General features: G+C 69.0%; 19 protein-coding genes. 11 read left to right on the top strand and 8 right to left on the bottom strand.

What is annotated here, in order from left to right; genetic code table 11:
- Window position 1: 1 nt before the first annotated feature.
- On the bottom strand, window positions 2-928 hold the full coding sequence (locus ACZZZB_RS19380; protein ID WP_064296958.1) for a PAC2 family protein: 927 nt from the start codon (window positions 926-928) through the stop codon (window positions 2-4).
- Window positions 929-1,009: 81 nt separating this feature from the next.
- On the opposite strand from ACZZZB_RS19380, the gene ACZZZB_RS19375 reads away from it, so the two are divergent.
- The 9 genes from ACZZZB_RS19375 to lnt all read left to right on the top strand — a co-directional run bounded on the left by ACZZZB_RS19375 (window position 1,010) and on the right by lnt (window position 11,173).
- On the top strand, window positions 1,010-1,714 hold the full coding sequence (locus ACZZZB_RS19375; RefSeq protein ID WP_463530503.1) for an HAD family hydrolase: 705 nt from the start codon (window positions 1,010-1,012) through the stop codon (window positions 1,712-1,714).
- Complete coding sequence (locus ACZZZB_RS19370) at window positions 1,711-2,775, top strand: tRNA (adenine-N1)-methyltransferase (RefSeq protein WP_194644637.1); 1,065 nt, start codon at window positions 1,711-1,713, stop codon at window positions 2,773-2,775. The genes ACZZZB_RS19375 and ACZZZB_RS19370 overlap by 4 nt, the downstream gene beginning before the upstream one ends.
- Before the next feature lie 71 nt (window positions 2,776-2,846).
- Window positions 2,847-3,803, top strand: coding sequence for an FKBP-type peptidyl-prolyl cis-trans isomerase (locus tag ACZZZB_RS19365; protein ID WP_463530502.1), 957 nt, complete (start codon window positions 2,847-2,849; stop codon window positions 3,801-3,803).
- A 78-nt stretch (window positions 3,804-3,881) separates the two neighbouring features.
- Window positions 3,882-4,922 (top strand): helix-turn-helix transcriptional regulator, encoded by a 1,041-nt coding sequence (locus ACZZZB_RS19360; protein WP_463530501.1) that lies wholly within the window; start codon window positions 3,882-3,884, stop codon window positions 4,920-4,922.
- The gene (locus ACZZZB_RS19355; RefSeq protein WP_194644639.1) at window positions 4,915-5,925 is read left to right on the top strand and encodes a helix-turn-helix transcriptional regulator; all 1,011 of its coding nucleotides are present in this window, start codon (window positions 4,915-4,917) and stop codon (window positions 5,923-5,925) included. Before ACZZZB_RS19360 ends, ACZZZB_RS19355 begins: the two co-directional genes overlap by 8 nt.
- 81 nt (window positions 5,926-6,006) lie before the next feature.
- A complete protein-coding gene (gene tatA, locus ACZZZB_RS19350) occupies window positions 6,007-6,276 on the top strand; it encodes a Sec-independent protein translocase subunit TatA (protein ID WP_085510936.1) in 270 nt (89 codons plus the stop codon).
- Between the two features lie 138 nt (window positions 6,277-6,414).
- The gene (tatC, locus tag ACZZZB_RS19345) at window positions 6,415-7,176 is read left to right on the top strand and encodes a twin-arginine translocase subunit TatC (protein ID WP_071260381.1); all 762 of its coding nucleotides are present in this window, start codon (window positions 6,415-6,417) and stop codon (window positions 7,174-7,176) included.
- A complete protein-coding gene (locus tag ACZZZB_RS19340; protein WP_194644640.1) occupies window positions 7,173-9,593 on the top strand; it encodes a DEAD/DEAH box helicase in 2,421 nt (806 codons plus the stop codon). Before tatC ends, ACZZZB_RS19340 begins: the two co-directional genes overlap by 4 nt.
- Entirely contained in the window at window positions 9,590-11,173 is a 1,584-nt protein-coding gene (gene lnt, locus ACZZZB_RS19335; RefSeq protein WP_370582627.1) for an apolipoprotein N-acyltransferase, read from the top strand. Before ACZZZB_RS19340 ends, lnt begins: the two co-directional genes overlap by 4 nt.
- A gap of 60 nt (window positions 11,174-11,233) precedes the next feature.
- Here the strand turns inward: lnt and ACZZZB_RS19330 are convergent, their stop codons facing one another.
- The 4 genes from ACZZZB_RS19330 to ACZZZB_RS19315 form a co-directional block, all read right to left on the bottom strand.
- Window positions 11,234-11,596, bottom strand: a complete 363-nt coding sequence (locus ACZZZB_RS19330) for an RNA polymerase-binding protein RbpA (RefSeq protein WP_064296965.1) — start codon at window positions 11,594-11,596, stop codon at window positions 11,234-11,236.
- A gap of 127 nt (window positions 11,597-11,723) precedes the next feature.
- Window positions 11,724-12,500: a glycerophosphodiester phosphodiesterase family protein gene (locus ACZZZB_RS19325; protein WP_370582628.1), complete on the bottom strand. Its 777-nt coding sequence runs from the start codon at window positions 12,498-12,500 to the stop codon at window positions 11,724-11,726.
- Window positions 12,501-12,507: 7 nt separating this feature from the next.
- Window positions 12,508-13,527 carry an SPFH domain-containing protein gene (locus ACZZZB_RS19320; protein WP_124769383.1) on the bottom strand — a complete coding sequence of 340 codons (1,020 nt, stop codon included), beginning with the start codon at window positions 13,525-13,527 and terminating at the stop codon, window positions 12,508-12,510.
- 2 nt (window positions 13,528-13,529) lie between these two features.
- Window positions 13,530-14,021 (bottom strand): NfeD family protein, encoded by a 492-nt coding sequence (locus ACZZZB_RS19315; RefSeq protein WP_463530500.1) that lies wholly within the window; start codon window positions 14,019-14,021, stop codon window positions 13,530-13,532.
- A 194-nt stretch (window positions 14,022-14,215) separates the two neighbouring features.
- Between ACZZZB_RS19315 and ACZZZB_RS19310 the strand changes: the two genes are divergently transcribed.
- Window positions 14,216-14,980 (top strand): SDR family oxidoreductase, encoded by a 765-nt coding sequence (locus ACZZZB_RS19310; protein ID WP_463530499.1) that lies wholly within the window; start codon window positions 14,216-14,218, stop codon window positions 14,978-14,980.
- A gap of 70 nt (window positions 14,981-15,050) precedes the next feature.
- Here the strand turns inward: ACZZZB_RS19310 and ACZZZB_RS19305 are convergent, their stop codons facing one another.
- The gene (locus ACZZZB_RS19305; protein WP_165766990.1) at window positions 15,051-15,644 is read right to left on the bottom strand and encodes an HdeD family acid-resistance protein; all 594 of its coding nucleotides are present in this window, start codon (window positions 15,642-15,644) and stop codon (window positions 15,051-15,053) included.
- Between the two features lie 143 nt (window positions 15,645-15,787).
- Here ACZZZB_RS19305 and ACZZZB_RS19300 point away from each other — a divergent pair, with 143 nt between their 5' ends.
- Entirely contained in the window at window positions 15,788-18,184 is a 2,397-nt protein-coding gene (locus ACZZZB_RS19300) for an ATP-binding cassette domain-containing protein (protein ID WP_463530498.1), read from the top strand.
- A 120-nt stretch (window positions 18,185-18,304) separates the two neighbouring features.
- On the opposite strand, the gene ACZZZB_RS19295 is transcribed toward ACZZZB_RS19300, so the two are convergent.
- Window positions 18,305-19,000, bottom strand: a complete 696-nt coding sequence (locus tag ACZZZB_RS19295) for a response regulator transcription factor (RefSeq protein WP_463530497.1) — start codon at window positions 18,998-19,000, stop codon at window positions 18,305-18,307.
- A complete protein-coding gene (locus ACZZZB_RS19290) occupies window positions 18,997-20,208 on the bottom strand; it encodes a sensor histidine kinase (RefSeq protein WP_463530496.1) in 1,212 nt (403 codons plus the stop codon). Before ACZZZB_RS19290 ends, ACZZZB_RS19295 begins: the two co-directional genes overlap by 4 nt.
- Window positions 20,209-20,261: the final 53 nt, after the last annotated feature.

Genomic DNA, 20,261 nt, shown 5'->3' with positions numbered 1-20,261 from the left:
GTTACTCGCGGTCCTTCCGCCAGGGCTCGTCGCCCTTGCCCTCGTCCCGACGGAGGTACCGCTCGAACTCCTTGGCGATGGCCTCGCCGCTCGCCTCGGGCGACTCGACGGTGTCGCGCGCCTGCTCCAGCTGCTGGATGTAGGCGGCCATGTCCTCGTCTTCGGCGGCGAGCGTGTCGATCCCGCTCTGCCACTCGCCGGACTCCTCGACGAGGGCTCCGCGGGGGATGACGACGTCGATGAGCTCCTCGAGCTTGTCGATCAGCGCCAGGACGGCTTTCGGGGAGGGCGCGCTGTGCACGTAGTGGGGGACCGAGGCCCAGACCGACAGACTCTGGACGCCCTGCCGCTCGGCGGCGTCGGCCAGCACACTGAGGATGCCGACCGGCCCTTCGTACGTGCTGCGCTCGAGCTGCAGGGCCTGCCGCAGCTCCGCGTTCTCGCTCGAGGCGAAGACCGAGATGGGTCGCGTGTGCGGGACGTCGGCGAGCATCGCACCGAGCATCACCATGCCGGTGATGCGCTGCTCGGTGATCACGGCGAGGATCTCGTCGACGAACGCCTTCCAGCCGCGTGAGGGCTCGGCACCGAGCAACACGTAGACGTTGTCGCCGCCGCCCTCGCTGACCCGGAGCGCGGCGTCCTCCGCCAGGGGGGTCGCGGGCTTCGCCGCTTCGGGGTCGGGCCCCGAGATCGTGGTACCGGGCCAGGTCAGGGACCGTTTGCCGTCCTCGTCGACGCCGACCGTCGGCCGGTTGAACTGGTAGTCGTAGTAGGGCTCCGGGTCGATCTCGAGCAGCGGGCGGAGGGCGAGCGAGTCGCGAAGCACGCGCACCGCGCCGCTCGCCGCCTCGCCGGCATCGTTCCAACCCTCGAACGCCACGACGAGCAGGCGACCGCCCAGCGGCTCCTTGGTGTCTTCCGTCACGTCTCACTCCTCGGTGCACGGGGACCTTCCGCGACCATCCATCCAGGATAGGCGCTTCACCACCCGGTAGCATGGCACCCCGTGACCACTCTCCTCCCTGCCGCAGTCCTCTGGGACATGGACGGCACCGTCGTCGACACCGAGCCCTACTGGATGGAGGCCGAGACCGAGCTGGTCGCGGCCCACGGTGGCACCTGGACCCATGAGGACGGCCTCCTGCTCGTCGGGAACGGGCTCTGGGACTCCGCCGCCGTGCTCCAGGGCCGCGGCGTCGCGCTGGACGCGGACACGATCGTCGCCCACCTCACGGACCACGTGCGGCGCCTCATCCAGGAACGCGGCGTCCCGTTCCGTCCCGGCGCCCAGGAGCTGCTCCACGAGCTCCGGGACGCCGGCGTGCCGACCGCGCTCGTCACCATGTCGATCCGGTCCATGGCCGAGGACATCGCGGGCGGCATCCCGTTCGACGCGTTCGACCTCATCGTCGCCGGCGACGAGGTCGAGCACCCCAAGCCCCATCCGGACCCCTACCTCAGGGCCGCCGAGGCACTCGGCGTCGACCCGCGCGAGTGCATCGCGATCGAGGACTCCGCCACCGGTCTCGCGTCCGCGCTCGCGGCGGGGACCATCGCCGTGTCCGTCCCGCACATCGTGCCGATCCCGGAGGGCCCCCACCACACCACCTGGGACACCCTCGCCGGGCGCTCCGTCGCCGACCTCGCCGAGCTGCGCTCGACCGCGAGCGGCACCACCCACCACCCCGAGACAGAGGCAGCACAGCGATGAGCGCGAACCACCAGCCGGCGAACAGCGGCCCCTTCCGCGAGGGTGACCGCGTGCAGCTGACCGGACCGAAGGGGCGGAAGAACACCATCACGCTCGAGGCCGGCAAGGTCTTCCACACGCACCGCGGGATGATCGAGCACACCACGATCATCGGCCTGCCGGACGGCAGCGTCGTCGCCAACACCGAGGGCATCGAGCACCTCGCACTCCGGCCGCTGCTGGTCGACTTCGTGATGTCGATGCCTCGCGGTGCCGCCATCATCTACCCGAAGGACGCGGCCGAGATCATCGGCCAGGCGGACATCTTCCCCGGCGCGACGGTCGTCGAGGCCGGTGTCGGTTCCGGCGCGCTCTCCCTCTGGCTCCTCCGGGCCATCGGACCGTCGGGCAGGTTGGCCTCCTTCGAGCGTCGGGACGAGTTCGCCGACGTCGCGCGAGGCAACGTCGCGACCTTCTTCGGCTACGACCCGCAGAACTGGTCGGTCACGGTCGGCGACCTCCAGGAGACCCTGCCCGACACGATGCCCGCCGAATCCGTCGACCGCGTGGTGCTCGACATGCTCGCACCGTGGGAGTGCCTCGACGTCGCCTGGGAGGCGCTGAAGCCCGGCGGCGTGATCCTCTGCTACGTCGCCACCGTCACCCAGCTGTCCCGGGTCGCCGAAGCGATCCGAGGGACGGGCGGCTTCACCAACCCGCAGTCGAACGAGACGATGATGCGCGGGTGGCACGTCGAGGGGCTCGCAGTGCGACCGGACCACCGGATGATCGGACACACGGGCTTCCTCATCACCGCGCGGAAGCTCGCTCCCGGCACGGTCCTGCCCGAGCTGAAGCGACGCGCCTCGAAGAGCGACTTCAGCGCCGAGGACGTCGAGCTGTGGACGCCGGGCGCCCTCGGGGAACGCTCCGCGAGCGCGAAGATCCTGCGGAAGCGCGCCAGGAGCGCCGGGGCGAGTGCCGAGCTGTCCCGTGCGCGGGGCCTCGACGGCGACAGCGTGGGGCCGGACGAGTCGATCGAACCGTCCGCCGCTGAGCCGGCTCTCGGCGACGATCGTTGACCCCGGTTCACGTCGACTAAACTGTGCGACGGCGACCTGCCGTCCCACCCGTACCACCGAAACGAGGATCCGTGCGCACTGCACCAGCTCTCATCGCCGCAGCAGGCCTGTTGCTCGTCTCCCTCACCGGGTGCACCGCGCCGGGCTCGGCCTCCTGCGACACCGCGGCGTCCGCCGGCGACGCGACGAAGCTCATCAGCGTGTCCGGTGACTTCGGATCCACCCCGAAGGTGGAGCTCCCGAAGCCGCTGTACACGAAGACGACGGAGCGCCAGGTCGTCATCCAGGGCGACGGTCAGCAGGTCTCGGCCGACGGCACCGTCAACCTCAACCTGATGCTCCTCAACGGACGCACCGGAGACGTCCTGCAGCAGACGGACTTCAACGGGCCCGCGAGCACCCTCATCGCCCTGTCCGGAAGCCTCCCCGGCTTCGCGAAGGCGTTCGCCTGCACGACGGTCGGATCCCGTGTCGTCGCGGCTATCTCACCCGAGGACGCCTTCGGCCCGAGCGGTGGCAGCGAGGCGAACGGCATCAAGAAGGACGACGCGATCATCCTCGTCGCCGATATCCAGGGAGCGGCGCTGCCCAAGGCCGACGGCGCCGAACGCCCGATCCCGTCGGGGTTCCCGTCCGTCGTGACCGCTCCGAGCGGCCAGCCCGGCATCACCATCCCGGCGGCCCCCGCCCCGGCCGAGACGAAGCACACCCTGTCCCGCGTCGGCGACGGTGCCACGGTCAAGGCAGGCGACCAGGTCATCGTCAACTACACCGGCGTGCTGTGGGATCAGAAGAGCGTCTTCGACAGCAGCTGGGAGAAGGGCCAGCCCCTCGTCTTCCAGGCCGACGGCGGTCAGATGATCAAGGCCTTCAACGACGCGGTCGTCGGCCAGCAGGTCGGCTCACAGATCATCCTCGTGGTGGCGCCGAAGGACGGCTACGGCGAGCAGGGCTCGGGCACCGTCCCGGCCGGCGCGACGCTCGTGTTCGTCATCGATGTGCTCGGCACCCAGCGCGCGGCGCAGTAGCCGACACGCTTCGGAGACGGCCCGTCCCACGCCCGCGTCGCGGGTGGGGGACGGGCCGTCCGTCGGTACACTGGACCGGTGTCCTCAGCCCGCGAGTCCCCGAAGCCGGTCCCGGTGGAGGAGCGACTCTTCAGCCTCGTGCTCGCGCTCCTCGCCACGCAGACCGGCCTGACGAAGAACGAGATCCTGTCGACCGTCCAGGGCTACCGCCAGCAGTATTCGAGTGGGGGCGGCAACGCCAGCCTCGAGCGACAGTTCGAGCGCGACAAGGACAACATCCGCGAACTCGGCGTCCCGCTCGAGACGATCGAGCAGCCGGGCGAACCCGGCAACAACCAGTCGATGCGCTATCGAATCCCGAAGGGCGCCTACGAGCTCCCCACCGACGTCCGGTTCACCCCGGCGGAGCTGTCACTGCTGTCGCTCGCAGCCACCGTGTGGCGTGAGGGGTCGCTCTCCGGCCAGTCGCAGCGAGCGATGACGAAGTTGCGGTCGCTGGGCATCGAGCCCGACGAACCGATCATCGGATACGCGCCGAGACTCCGCACCCGGGAGGCCTCGTTCGAACCGCTCGACGCGGCGCTCGAACGTCGGTCCGTGGTCGCCTTCCCCTACCTGAAGCCCGGCGAGGCGCGGCCACGCGTCCGCACCGTCGCACCGTTGGCGCTCGTCCAGCACGAGGGTCGCTGGCACCTCTACGCGACCGACCGGACGGTGGACGAGCCACGGACGTTCCTCCTCTCGCGGATCGTCGGTCCGGTCAAGCCGACGGGGGAGTCGTTCCCCGCCGACGACCGCGACCACGCCGCCGACGCGATCGACGGCCTGCGCCGCGTGTCCTCGTCGCAGCGCGCCCTCGTCCGTGTCCGGCCCGGGACCGACGCCGCGGCCCGCCTCGGCAACCGCTACGGCGTCAGCGACGCGGAGCGTACGGAACTCACCATCCCGTACCTCGACCACCACATCCTCGCCGACGAGCTCGCCGGGTTCGGTCCGGAGGTCGTCGTCCTCGACCCTCCGGCGCTCGTGGAGGCCGTGGCGTCCAGACTCGAGCTGGTCGTCGCCCGCCACCGCGCGACGGACGACGCACCCCACCCCCAGGAGACCGCCCGTGGCTAAGCGACCGGCGGCGCCCCGCGCCCAGGACAAGCTGATCTTCCTCCTCTCGCTCGTGCCGTACCTCATCGACCGCGAGCGGGTCACGGTCGACGAGGCCGCGCGGCACTTCGGCCTGTCCCCGCGCCAGATCCGTGAAGCGGTCGAACTCTTGACGGTGTCCGGAGTGCCTGGCGACACCCGGCAGTACCTCGCCGGCGACCTCTTCGACATCGACTGGGGCAGCTTCGAGGAGGACGACGAGATCGTCCTCACCCACCGGGTCGCCCTCGACGACAGTCCTCGCTTCTCAGCCCGCGAGGCGTCGGCCCTCATCGCCGGCCTGCAGTCGCTCCAGCGCCTTCCCGAGTTCGTCGACAGCGACGTCATCGGGGGCGTCATGGCGAAGCTCGCCCGCGGGGCGTCGTCGGCCCCGGGGCAGCTCGCGGTCACCGAGTCCTACTCCGCGAACGCGGTCGGCATCATCCGATCTGCTCTGGCCGCCGGCCACAGCGTCGCGTTCGACTACGTCGACGCGAGTGGGGCGACCGAGGCGAGGCTGGTGGACCCGCTGCGTCTCGAGTCCCAGGACCAGGACTGGTACCTCTACGGGTGGTGCCACCTGCGCGAGGCGACGCGTCGCTTCCGTCTCGATCGGATGACCGAGCTCCGGGAGACCGACGCCGAGGTCGTGTTCCGGGAAGCGGACGTCGTCGTCCCGACCGCGTTGTTCGAGCCGAGCGACTCCGACCGCAACGTCACCGTGCTCGTCCGACGCTCGGTCCTGCCGCTCATCGACGACTACGTGGTCGCCGTCGACAGCGCGCCAGGCGGCTCCGCAGCCCGCGAGGACAGCGACGCCGAGGTGACCGCGACCCTGCGCCTCGCGCACCATCACGGCCTCAAACGACTGGTCGCCGCACACCCCGGGCTCATCACCGTGCTCGGCCCGGCGGACGCGCGCGACGCGGTCGCCGATTGGGCGGCCGCCGGTCTCGCGCAGTACCGCACGACATCCGGGAGCTGACTCCCGAGACTCCCGGCAGGAGAGCGGGAGATGCAGGGTAGAGTGAGTGGACCTCGACCTCGAAGATCAGGAACGAAGACTATGTTCGGCAACGCATTCACCGGGTGGCACCTCGTCATCATCCTCCTCATCGTCCTGCTGCTGTTCGGAGCACCGAAGCTCCCGGGTCTCGCCCGCAGCGTCGGCCAGTCGATGCGGATCTTCAAGAGCGAGGTCAAGAGCATGCGCGACGACGAGCCCGCCTCGCCCGACGCGACTGGCACGGTTCCGCCCGCGAGTGCGGCACCCGCCGACCCGACTCCGGCCGCGACGGCCCCGCAGAAGCCGACCGACCCGCCGGTCAAGCCGTAACCCTGAGGACCACCCGAGCCCGATGACGCCAGCACCTGGCCCCCGACGAGTGCGCCTCGAACACACTGCTCAGGAACGGACGATGTCGCCGTGGCCCTGACCGAGAAGCGTCCCAAGAAACAGAACCGCGAAGGGCGGATGTCCCTCGGCGAGCACCTCGTCGAGTTGCGGAAGCGGCTGTTCTACTCCGCCATCGGCATCATCGTCGGCATGGTCGCGGGTTTCATCGCCTCCGAGTGGATCATCGAGGCGATGAGCGCCCCCATCCTCGTCATCGCTGACGATCGCGGGCAGGCGTTCCTGAACTTCACCAACGTCACGAGCGCGTTCGACCTCCGGATGAAGATCGCCCTCACCGCCGGCGTCGTCCTGTCCAGCCCGGTGTGGCTCTACCAGATCTGGGCGTTCCTCGTGCCCGGCCTGACGCGCAAGGAGCTGAAGTACGCGATCGGGTTCTTCGCGACCGCCGTGCCGTTGTTCCTCGCGGGCTGCTACGCGGGCTGGTTCGTGTTGCCGCACATCGTCGAGCTCATGCTCGGCTTCACCCCGACGGCAGCGGCCAACTTCCTCGACGCCACCACCTATTACGACTTCGTCCTGAAGCTGGTGCTCGCGGTCGGTGTCGCCTTCGTCCTGCCCGTGTTCCTCGTCCTGTTGAACTTCGTCGGCGTGCTCTCCGCAGCGGCGATCATCAAGGCGTGGCGGGTCGCGATCCTCGTCATCGTGCTCTTCACGGCCATCGCCACGCCCGCCGCCGACATCGTGTCGATGTTCGTCCTGGCGATCCCGATGGTCCTGTTGTACTTCGCGGCCTACGGCGTCGCCGTCCTCCACGACCGCAGTGCGGCCAAGCGACAGCGACGCATCGACGCCGAACTCGGCAGCGCGGGGCTCGCATGAGCGACACCGCTTCCCCTGCCGAGCGGTATCGGGCAGCAGCGGTCCGGAACGCGACACCGAGGCTCCAGGAGTTCCGCGCGAGGCAGCGTTTCGACCTGGACGCGTTCCAACTCGAGGCGTGCGAGCGGATCGAGAACGGCAGCAGTGTCCTCGTCGCCGCACCGACGGGGGCCGGCAAGACCATCGTCGCCGAGTTCGCGATCGCCCTCGCCATGCACGGCGACCGCGGCAAGGTCTTCTACACCACGCCGATGAAGGCGCTCAGCAACCAGAAGTTCCAGGAGCTCACCGCCGAGTACGGGTCCGAGCACGTCGGCCTGCTCACGGGCGATACGAACGTGAACGGCAACGCCCGCATCGTCGTCATGACGACCGAGGTCCTCCGCAACATGCTGTACGCGGACTCCGACGCGCTGACCGATCTCGCCTTCGTCATCATGGACGAGGTGCACTACCTGGCGGACCGGTTCCGCGGAGCGGTGTGGGAAGAGGTCATCATCCACCTCCCGCAGGCCGTCCGGATGGTGTCGCTGAGCGCGACCGTGTCGAACGCCGAGGAGTTCGGCGACTGGCTGCAGGCCGTCCGCGGCGACACCGCCGTCATCGTGTCCGAGGAGCGCCCGGTGCCCCTCACCCAGCACGTGCTGATGCGGAACAAACTCATCGACCTGTTCGCCGCACCGAGCCTCGCCGACACCCATCAGGTCAACCCGGAGCTCGTCCGCATGGCGCAGTTCGGTGGCCGTGCACCGAACAGCCGTCAGTACAAGGACGTCAGCCGCTACAACCAGCGCCGAGCCCCGCATCGGGCCGAGAAGCTCGACCGTGGGCATTTCGTCCAGATGCTCGACGACCACCACCTGCTCCCGGCGATCTTCTTCGTCTTCAGCCGTGTCGGGTGCGACCAGGCGGTCAAGCAGGTCCTCCGTTCGGGCATCAGGCTGACCGAGGCGCACGAACGCGACGAGATCCGCCAGATCGTCGACGAGCACTGCCGGACCCTGCTCGACGAGGACCTCGCCGTCCTCGGCTACTGGGAGTGGCTCGACGGTCTGGAGCGGGGCGTCGCCGCCCACCACGCCGGTCTCCTGCCGGCGTTCAAGGAGGTCGTCGAGGAGCTCTTCCGGCGGAAGCTCGTGAAGGTCGTCTTCGCGACCGAGACCCTCGCGCTCGGCATCAACATGCCGGCCAGGACGGTCGTCCTCGAGAAGCTCGAGAAGTTCAACGGCGAGGCACGCGTCCCGATCACCCCGGGGGAGTACACCCAGATCACGGGGCGTGCCGGACGCCGTGGCATCGACGTCGAGGGCCACGCCGTGATCCAGTGGACCGAGGGGCTGCACCCGCAGTCCGTCGCCTCGCTGGCCTCCCGACGCACCTACCCGCTCAACTCCAGCTTCCGCCCGACCTACAACATGGCGGTCAACCTGATCGACCAGTTCGGCCGTCAACGCACCCGTCAGATCCTCGAGTCGTCCTTCGCGCAGTTCCAGGCGGACCGAGCCGTCGTCGGGATCGCCCGGAAGGTGCGCGAGCAGGAGTCCTCGCTCGCCGGCTACGAGAAGTCCATGTCGTGCCACCTCGGGAACTTCGTCGAGTACGCGGGCATCCGGCGCGAGCTCACGGACCTCGAACGCAAGGGCGAGCCGAACGGCTCGCGCGCGTCGAAGGACCGTCGCCAACGCAAGCTCGCCGAACTCCGCAAGCGCATGCGGGCTCACGCCTGCCACGTCTGCCCGCACCGCGAGGACCACGCTCGCTGGGCGGAACGATGGTTCAAGCTCAAGAAGCAGACCGACCAGCTGCGACAGCAGATCCAGACGCGGACGGGCGCGGTCGCTCGTGTGTTCGACCGGGTCGTCGACGTGCTGCTCGAGTACGAGTACCTGGCACGCGACGAGCACGGCGCAGTCGTCGTCGCGGCTCCCGGACGCACCTTGAAGCGCATCTACGGAGAACGGGACCTCCTCGTGGCGGAATGCCTGCGAACCGGTGCCTGGAACGACCTCGATGCCGCATCCCTCGCGGCGATGGCCGCCGCGATCGTGTACGAACCACGGCGTGAGGAGCAGAACACCCCGGAGCGCTTCCTGCCCCGCGGCCCGTTCCGCTCCGCGCTCGAACGGACGCAGGACCTCTGGAGCCGGCTCGACGACAGCGAACGGGAGCACCGCCTCCCGGGGAGCAACCCGATCTCGACCGGTCTCTCCCTCGCGATGCACCAGTGGGCCAAGGGTGCGAACCTCGACACGGTGCTCATCGAGGCGGAACTCGCCGCCGGCGACTTCGTGCGGTGGTGCAAGCAGACCATCGACCTGCTCGATCAGCTCCGCGTCGTCGACGGACCGGTGGGTCGTCATTCGCGTGAGGCGCTGGACTCGATCCGACGCGGCATCGTCGCGTACAGCTCGCTGTGAGGCCCCTGCACCGTCGGAGCCACCGGCTCCGACCGATCGACGCGCTGGTCGACCGTCGTCCGCCGCTCCCGCTCTGGCTCGCGGCCGTCGTGGCCATCGCCGCCGGCCCGGTCCTCGACGCCGGCTTCCCGGACCGCGGGGTCTGGCCCCTGACGTTCGTCGGCATCGCCCTCGTCCTCCTCACCCTCATGGGGCGCAGCGTCGGCGGTGCGCTCCTCGTCGGCTTCCTGGCGGGGGAGTCGTTCTACCTCATCCACATCGAGTGGGCGACCGCCTACCTGGGTCCCGTCCCGTGGGCGGCACTGTCGACGCTGGAGGCCATCTTCTTCGCGCTCGGAGCCGTGCTCATCACCCTGGCGTACCGCTGGGTGCCGCGCGCCTTCCCCGGGATCGGGGGGCGGGTCTGGTTGACCGCCGCGGTCGTCGCCGCCCTGTGGACCGCGCGCGAGACGCTCGTGAGCACCTGGCCCTACGGCGGATTCCCGTGGGCGAGGATGGCGCTCAGCCAGTCCGAGAGCCCGTTCGCACCACTCGTGGCCTGGGTCGGGTTCTCGGGGCTGTCGTTCCTCATGGTGCTGCTCGTGGCACTCGCCCTCCAGCTCGCGGCGACCGCCGAGCTCCCGACGGTCAGCCGGGTCGGGACCGCGGTCCTCGCGGTCATCGCGGTGCTCGTCGTGCCGGCATGGCCGACGGCGACGACCGGGAGCATGCGGGTGGCTGCCATCCAGGGCAACGGCCCCGCCGGCTACTTCGACGCCGCAGCACCCGGCACCGTCATGCAGACCCAGATCGACGAGACGCTGCAGGTGCTCGACGCGGACGTCGACGTCGTGGTCTGGCCCGAGGGCAGCGCAGACCTCGACCCGCAGCGGGTTCCTCAATCGGCTGCAGCCCTCGACGCGTTGAGCCGTCGCATGGACGCACCGTTCGTCGTCGGTGCGATCTCCCAACGCGGCGACCGCTACTACAACTCGTCACTCCTCTGGGACGCCTCGGATGGCGTCCGCGACGTCTACGACAAGAAGCACCCGGTCCCGTTCGGTGAATACGTCCCGGACCGGAAGTTCTGGGAGCCGTTCGCACCCGACCTCATCGGCCTCATCCAGCGCGAGTACACCCCGGGCACGAAGGACAACGTCTTCGACATCGACGGCGTGCTCGCAGGGATCAGCATCTGCTTCGACATCGCCGACGACCAGCTCACCCGCGACGCGGTGGCGGGCGGCGCGCGGATCGTGTTCGCCCAGACCAACAACGCGGACTTCGGGCAGACGGACGAGAATCAACAGCAGCTGGCGATCGCACGGCTCCGGGCTATCGAATCGGCTCGGTCCGTGGTGAACATCTCCACGGTGGGGACCAGCCAGATCATCGGGCCCGACGGCTCGACGATCGACAGCATCCCGGCCTTCCGCCCCGGCTCGATGGTCTCCGAGGTGCCGCTGACGGACACGGTCACGCCGTCGATGGCCTTCGGTCACCAGCTCGAGATGTTCATCGGTGGCATGGGACTCGCCTCGCTGGTCCTCGCCGGTTTCGCCGGCAGGCCCCGGCGCGTCCCGAACCGGCCCCGGACATGACGATCGGCTGATCCGGTACCGGATCAGCCGATCGAGGGGAGGCCTGTCAGGGGCTCGGTGTCACGCGCTCTTCTGCTGGCCGCGACGGGCCCGGAGATACGAGAGGCGCTCTTCGAGCAGCTCCTCGAGCTCATCGCGCGAGCGGCGCTCGAGCAGCATGTCCCAGTGGCTGCGGGGCGTCTTCACATCACCGCGGTCGACGACGACGGGCTTCGAGTCGACGAGGAGGACGGCCTCCGCACCGCAGTGCCGGCACTCCCACAGTTCGGGGACTTCCGCATCGGCGGCGAAGGTCATGGTGGTCTCGCGCTCGCAACTCTGACACCGGTAGATGTGGTTGCTCCGCGCCGAGAATATGACGCCCTCTTCCGTTTGTAGACTCTGGGCGCCCAGGCGCATTCCGCGCAAACTGCGATCTGCCATTGTGTGGTCTCCTCTCGCTCGGCATCCACAGTTATAAACCCACAAGCTGGGTAAACTGTTCCGTTCACCCATCTGGCTATCAGCTCATGCCCAGCTGCAGCCACGCCGGATGCGGAGAGCTGAGCCGTCAGCGCGAGCGGACCACGTCGAGCGCGAGATCACAGCGGTCGGTGACGAGGCCGTCGACACCGAGATCCAGCAGTCGTCGCATGTCGTCGGGGTCGTTGACCGTCCACACGTGCACTTCCACACCGAGCGCGTGCATCTGTGCGAGGAGGCGCTTCGTCACGACGGGTACGCCGCGGAACCGTTCGGGCACCTGGAGCGCCTGGACACCGGTGAGCGACCGACGGAGTGCTCCACGGAGCCCGAGGGCGGCTGCGGGGAGGACGCGGAGCAGGATCCGGGCCGACGCGGATGAGACCACGGAGTCGGCACCGGCCTCCAGCCCCACGGCCTGCACGATCGCGGAACGTCTGCCCTCGTCGAAGGAAGTGACGAGCACCCGATCGGCGGCACCTGCGCCGATGATCGCGGCAGCCGCCGGTGCAGCCGCGGCCGCGGCCTTGATGTCGAGGTTGAAGCGTGCCCCGGGGAGCTCGGCCAGCGCCTCCGACAGCGTCGGGATGCGATCGCCGCCGAGGTCGATCCGCTGGAGTTCCGCGAGTTCGAGGTCGGCGATCGGTCTCGGATCGCCGGTGATGCGTCGCAGGGACGGGTCATGGAAGAGGACGGCGTGTCCGTCGCGCGTGCAGTGCGCGTCGGTCTCGACGTACTCGGCGCCGGCCGCCAGGGCACGGCGGAAGGACGACAGCGTGTTCTCGGGGACCCCCGGCCCGGCCAGCCCTCGATGGGCGAGGACCCGAGGGCGGGCCGGACGGAAGTAGGGGAGGACCACTGTCACCGCGTGCTCAGCCCTCGGGCTGGACGGGAGTCGTCGGCGCCGGTGGCGTCTGGGGTGACGCGGCCGGCGCTGTGGTGAAGGAGGGCGTCTGCGCAGCTGCGGCCGCCGCCCGTGCCGTGGCCGCAGGGTCGCGGGTGTTGCCCGGCCCGAAGGCGGAGCCGATGCCCTTGAGCGCCTCGGTCAGTTCGCTCGGGATGACCCAGAGCTTGTTCGCCTGGCCTTCCGCGAGCTTCGGGAGCATCTGCAGGTACTGGTAGCCCAGGAGCTTCTCGTCGGGGTCGCCGTCGTGGATGGCCTTGAACACCGTCTGGATGGCGGACGCCTCACCCTGAGCACGGAGCACGGCTGCCTGGGCATCACCCTCGGCGCGGAGGATCTCCGCCTGCCGCGCACCCTCGGCTGTCAGGATCGCCGACTGCTTGGTTCCCTCAGCGGTGAGGATGAGGGCTCGACGGTCGCGCTCGGCCCGCATCTGCTTCTCCATGGAGTCCTGGATGGAGAGCGGCGGGTCGATCGCCTTGAGCTCGACGCGTCCGACGCGGATGCCCCACTTACCGGTCGCCTCGTCGAGCACGATGCGGAGCTTGCTGTTGATCTCGTCGCGGCTCGTCAGCGCCTCCTCGAGGTTCAGCCCACCGACGACGTTTCGGAGCGTCGTCGTGGTCAGCTGCTCGACGGCACCCAGGTAGTTCGCGATCTCATACGTCGCGGCTCGGGCGTCGGTCACCTGGAAGTAGACGACCGTGTCGATCGAGACGACGAGGTTGTCCTCGGTGATGACCGGCTGCGGCGGGAAGGAGACGACGGTCTCGCGCAGATCGATGAGCGGCCGCAACCGGTCGATGAAGGGGATGAGCAGGTTCAGACCCGGCAAGAGGGTCTTGTGGTACTTGCCGAGCCGCTCGACCACGCCGGCGCTCGCCTGCGGGATGATGCGGATGGATCGGAACAGCACCACCAGCACGAAGATGACGACGATGGCCGCGATCACCCAGCCGATGATCGCTCCTGATGAGATGTCGTTCACGACTACTCCTTCTGCTCGCCCAGCGGTGCCGGGTGGGTTGGGACGGGGACGACGACGGCGGTGGCACCGTCGACGACGGACAGGACGATGCGCGTGCCGGGCTCGAGGGACGACGAGGGGGAGTCGTGCGGGGTCCTGGCGGTCCAGACCTCGCCGTTGCCGAGCCTCACCTGGCCACCGTGCGGGGTGACCGTCGAGAGGACGAGCCCCGGCATGCCGAGGAGCGCGTCGACGTTGCTCTTCGCCGGGTCCGCGCCGCGTTGCAGCGCTCGGAGCAGCGGCGGCCTGACGGCCAACAAGAGCAGCAGGGCGGCAGCGGCTGCGATGAGCAGCTGGAGCCACCACGGAGCGCCGAGGAGGCCGGACAGTAGCCCGACGGTGCCGCCGAGCGCGAGCATGAGGAAGGTGAACTCGAGCGACAGGATCTCGATGATGACGAACACGAGGATCAGGACCAACCAGGCGATCCAGGCGTACTCGGTGAAAACGTCCATGGTGCGGATTCCTCCCGGATCGGCTCTCGCGTCTGCCGCCTCGCAGTCCGGGGGAGCGCGAGACGGTGCGCCGGTCGGGTTCAACGCTATCAGCTGGGCGGACCGCCGAACCGGATCCGTCTGCCGGTTGTTGGTAAGGTCGTTGGCTGGAACCAGCCGCCGATGAGCGGCCCCAGATCTGAAGGAGCCCTCACGTGACGAACCCCCTGGCCGCCGGATCACTCTCCGGGAAGAACGTCCTCGTGACGGGCTCGTCCCGCGGTATCGGTGCCGACACCATCCGGTACTTCGCCGGTGCCGGCGCCAACGTCGTGATCAACTACCGGAACAAGGAGGCTCGCGCCGTCAAGCTCGCCGAAGAGGTGCGAGCCCTCGGCGTGCAGGCCCTGGTGGTCGGAGCCGACCTCACCGACCCCGCCTCGGTCGCCGCCATGTTCGCGACGACGAAGGCCGACCTCGGCGACCTCGACGTCCTGGTGCTGAACGCCTCCGGAGGGATGGAGAGCGGCATGGCCGAGGACTACGCCATGCAGCTCAACCGTGACGCACAGGTGAGCGTCGTCGAACAGGCCCTCCCGCTCCTCCACCCCGGCTCGCGGATCGTGTTCGTCACGAGCCACCAGGCGCACTTCATCCGGACCACGCCGACGATGCCCGAGTACGTGCCGGTCGCGACCTCCAAGCGTGCAGGCGAGGACGCGCTCCGCGCCAAGCAGGACCAGTTCGACGCCGCCGGTGTCGAGTTCGTGGTCGTCTCGGGCGACATGATCGAGGGGACCATCACCGCGACCCTGCTCGAACGCGCCAACCCCGGTGCGATCAGCTCCCGCAAGGAGTCGGCCGGTCGTCTGTACAACGTCGGTGAGTTCGCGGCCGAGGTCGCCGCGGCCGCCGTGGACCCGATCCCCGAGGACCACACCCGCTACGTGGGGGACACGAGCGACTTCATCGCCGAGTAGTCGACGATCCTGACACGACGAACGCCCGGCCCCTCGAGGGACCGGGCGTTCGTCGTCCTGACAGCCGAGGTCAGCCGGCGAGACCGGCCCGCTTCACCTGCTTGCCGAAGGTGATCGCCTGGATGATCTCGACGACGCCGGCCGCGATGAGGAAGAACGCGGTGACGAGCAGGAGGGTCACGGCGGCGAGCAGCGGGTTCGCGAGGACGAACACGCCGGCGACGACGCTGATGACGCCGTAGAGGATCGTGATCCATCGCGACACGTCCGGTGCCGAGTCGAACAGCGAGGCCACGCCCTCGACAATCCAGGAGACACCGATCACGAAGACGAGTGCGCCGATGCCGAGCAGCGGATCGATGAAGATGTAGACGCCGGCGGCCAGCAGCAGCACACCGAACACGATCGTGAGGACCCGCCAGAGTCCGCCGTGCTCACGGGCGACGACGCCACGCGTGATGCGGGCGATCCCGGCGATCAGGAAGTAGACGGCGAAGATCCACGCGACGGCGACCAGCGAGGCCTTCGGCGCGACCAGCAGGAAGACACCCAAGAGGATCGTGAGGATCCCACCGACGGCGAAGGCCCATCGGACACCGGAGATCTGGCTCGCGGTCAGCTTGGCGGAGTTCAGCGTGTAGGTGGTGGTGGACGGTTCGGACATGGTCGGCTCCTGACGGTGGACAGTGCGGCGCTCCCGAGCAGACCGGGTGCGTTCCACCAGTGTGGCGCATACACACAGGTGTTTCACAGCATGACCTTCCATGTCGCGCGGGTCCGGTGCCGATCGAGGCGAGACGCCAGCCGATGACGACGGATACGCTGATCGCCATGACCGAGACGCCGATGCACACCAGGGCCGCCGACAGCCACGACGTCATCCGGGTCAGGGGTGCTCGCGAGCACAATCTGCGCGAGGTCGACGTCGACCTCCCGAAGCGCCGCCTCACCGTGTTCACGGGTGTGTCCGGCTCGGGGAAGAGCTCGCTCGTCTTCGGGACGATCGCCGCCGAGTCGCAGCGGATGATCAACGAGACCTACAGCGCGTTCGTCCAGGGCTTCATGCCGTCGCAGGCGCGGCCCGACGTCGACGTGCTCGAGGGACTCACCACGGCGATCATCGTCGACCAGGAGCGGATGGGCGCGAACTCACGTTCGACGGTGGGCACGGCGACCGACGCGAACACCATGCTGCGCATCCTCTTCAGTCGGATCGGAGACCCGTCCATCGGGTCTCCGCAGGCCTTCTCCTTCAACGTCGCCTCGATCAGCGGCGCCGGAGCGGTGACCATCGAGCGCGGGGGACAGAGCACGAAGGAACGGCGGAGCTTCTCGATCACCGGCGGCATGTGCCCGCGGTGCGAGGGGATGGGGACCGTGAACGACATCGACCGTACCCAGCTCTACGACGCCACGAAGTCGCTCAACCAGGGCGCGCTCACGATCCCCGGCTACACACCCGACGGCTGGGGTGTGCGGATCTTCACCGGATCCGGATTCCTCGACGCGGACAAGCCCATCCAGGACTACACGGAGCGGGAGCTCCACGACTTCCTCCACAAGGAGCCGGTGAAGGTCAAGGTCGGCGACATCAACATGACCTACGAGGGCCTGATCCCGAAGGTGCAGAAGTCGTTCCTCTCGAAGGACCGTGAGGCGATGCAGCCGCACATCCGCGCATTCGTCGACCGCGCCGTCACCTTCACCACGTGTCCGGCGTGTGAGGGGACCCGCCTGAGCGAGGGCGCACGGAGTTCGCGCATCGCCGGTCGGAACATCGCCGAACTGTGCGCGATGCAGATCAGCGACCTCGCGGCGTGGACCCGGGCGCTCGACGAACCGTCGGTGCGCCCGCTCCTGACGGTCCTCCAGGAGACGCTGGACTCCTTCGTCGCCATCGGGCTGGGATACCTGTCACTCGACCGCACGACGGGCACCCTCTCGGGTGGGGAGGCGCAGCGGACGAAGATGATCCGCCATCTGGGGTCGTCGCTCACCGACGTGACCTACGTGTTCGACGAGCCGACCGTCGGACTGCACCCGCATGACATCCAGCGGATGAACGAACTGCTCCTCCGGCTCCGCGACAAGGGGAACACCGTCCTCGTGGTGGAGCACAAGCCGGAGACGATCACGATCGCCGACCACGTCGTCGACCTCGGCCCCGGAGCCGGGACCGGCGGGGGACAGGTGACGTTCCAGGGGAGTGTGGACGGCCTCCGGACGAGCGACACGCTCACCGGACGCCACTTCGACGACCGCGCCGCGCTCAAGTCGGCGTTGCGTCGACCGACCGGTGTCATCGAGATCCGCGGCGCCGACCGGCACAACCTGCGGGGCGTCGACGTCGACGTGCCGCTCGGCGTCCTCGTGGTCGTCACGGGAGTCGCCGGCTCGGGCAAGAGCTCGCTCATCCACGGCTCGGTCGCCGGGCGTCCCGGCGTGGTGACGGTCGACCAGAGCCCGATCCGCGGCTCGCGTCGCAGTAACCCGGCGACGTACACGGGTCTGCTCGAGCCCATCCGCAAGGCGTTCGCGAAGGCCAACGGGGTCAAGCCGGCGCTGTTCAGCTCGAACTCGGCGGGAGCCTGCCCGAACTGCAACGGCGCCGGGGTCGTCTTCACCGATCTCGGCGTCATGGCGAGCGTCTCGACCGTCTGCGAGGTGTGCGAGGGCCGCCGGTTCGATGCTTCCGTTCTGGAATATCAGCTGGGGGAGCGGGACATCAGCGAGGTGCTCGCGATGTCGGTGACGGAGGCCGAGGCCTTCTTCGCCGACGGGCCGGCCCGGACGCCCGCAGCGCACGTCATCCTGGCGCGACTCGCCGACGTCGGGCTCGGCTACGTCAGCCTCGGACAGCCGTTGACGACCCTGTCAGGAGGTGAACGACAGCGACTCAAGCTGGCGACACAGATGGCCGATTCGGGCGAGGTCTACATCCTGGACGAGCCGACGACGGGCCTGCACCTCGCCGATGTGGAGAATCTGCTCGGGCTCCTGGACCGGTTGGTGGACTCCGGCAAGTCGGTCATCGTCATCGAGCATCATCAGGCGGTCATGGCGCATGCGGACTGGATCGTCGACCTCGGACCCGGCGCAGGTCATGACGGCGGACGCCTGGTGTTCACCGGGACGCCCGCAGCGCTCGTCGCCGATCGCTCGACGCTGACCGGAGAACATCTCGCTCGGTACATCGGCTCCTGACGCGCCCCGGTCGTCGCCGCGATCCTCAGGTCGGTGATGCAGGCCGACGTGACCCGATCCGACCCCGCTCGCGGCGGGCTTGAAAGAGCTGATAATGCACATTATGTCAACTCACCCGAATCAGCCCCGCCTCGCGGCTCGGGTTCGGATGTCCTGTCCCAGGATCACCGCGTGGACCCGGTCGCGGAGGTGCAACTTGGCGAAGATCCGGTTGACGTGCGTTTTGACCGTGGACGGCGACAGGTGGAGTGCGTCGGAGATCTCACGATTCGACAGCCCGACGACGATGCATCCGAACACGTCGAGCTCGCGCGGGCTGAGCGGGTCCAGCGGGTGGGCTGTCCCACCTGCTCCCCCGTGCTCGCGCGACCGTCCACCGGAGGCATAGTGCTCGATGAGTCGCTTCGTGATCCTGGGTTCGACGACGGCATCGCCGGCATGGATCGTCCGAACAGCCTCCTGCAATTGGTCTGGTGGGGTGCTCTTCAGCAGGAAGGCGCTGGCGCCGGCGTGGAGGCCTCCGAACGCGTACTCGTCGATGTCGAAGGTGGTGAGGATGAGGACGCGTGTGGCCGGGTGGACCGTGGTGATGATCCTGGTCGCTTCGACGCCGCCCATGCCGGGCATCCGCACATCCATGAGGACGACGTCCGGTCGCAGTTCCCGTGCACGCCGAATCGCCTCCTCGCCTGTCGCCGCCTCCCCCACGACCTCGATGTCGGGCGCGGAATCCAGGGTCAGCGCGCTGCCCACCCGGACGAGTTCCTGGTCGTCCACCACCAGCACGCTGATGATCGAGGGACTGGTCGTGCTCACGTCGCTGCTCCTCGGTCGATGTGCAGCGTCACGCTCGTCGACCAGCCCCCGCCCGCGCACGGACCTGCTTCGCTCGTGCCGCCGTACGCCGCGGCTCGAGCGGCGATACCCGGGAGCCCCTGCCCACTCCCCTGGCTCGGAGCGCGAGTTCGGTGGGTGTCGATGCGGCCGTCGTCGGTGACCCGCACCGCGACGGTGCCGGGCGCCACGTCGATGCCGACCTCGACTCGCGTGGGGCCGACGGCGTACCGCAACACGTTGGTGAGCGACTCCTGGACGATTCGGTAGACCGTCGTCACCAGAGCGGCCTGCTCCGGCATGGCCCCGCCGGAGCGGGTGAGCGTGACGGGCATGCCGGTACTGCGGAAGACCTCGACGACCTCCTCCACGTCGGAGACGTTGTGTCCCGACCGATGCAGGCGCTGATCCAGCACCGCATCGCCCTCTCGGAGTACCTGCAGGACGCGGTTCATCTCGCCCAGCGCGCTGCGCCCGACACCACCCAGCTGCGCGAGCGCTCGGGCCGACCGCTCGGGCTGTCGTTCCCAGCCACTGGACGCCCCGTCCGCGAGGGAGATCATCGTCGACAGCGAGTGGGCGACGACATCGTGCATCTCCGCGGCGATCCGCTGCCGCTCCACCACCCGCGCCGTGGTGAGTCGTTGGTTCACGAGTTGCGTGAGGGCCGCTCGTCGCTGCGTCACACCGCGGGCGGCGACACCTGCGGCAAGAGCGAGCAGCGCGAGCGGTTCCAGCAACGACGGGGCCTGGGTCGACCCCGTCATGAGCAGACGGACGAGCAGTCCCGACGCGGGGAGCCCCACGAGGACCGCGTAGCCCGACAGCGCGGTTCTGGTGGGCAGCATGGCGGCTACCGTATACAGCGCGACGGCGGCGGGCACCGTCACCGGTGGGACGGGGGCGGGCAGGAGCACACCCGCCGTGTTCGCGAGCGCGACGGCGACGAGGATCGCCCGCGGATACCGACGCCGCCACAACAGGAGCACGCTCGAGAGGATCACCAACGGCAACCCCGGCCAGAGCGATTGCGCACCAGGCAGGACCAGCCCGAGCGCCTGGACCAGGAGACAGGTCACAGCGACCAGTGCGTCGACCACACGCTGGTGGGCGCTGAACCAGCGCAGCACGCGTGTGCCGAGGACACGGTCGACCTCCGCGGCGTCCACGATCGGCTGGATCGCACTCATACCCTTGCCACCTCCACGCTGAGCTCGGCTCTCATTCTCCCTCGCGCACCTCG

The organism is Plantibacter sp. AC185, from assembly GCF_979258065.1.
Note: the sequence above shows the minus strand (reverse complement) of the source record. Positions and strands in the feature narration are given on the sequence as shown.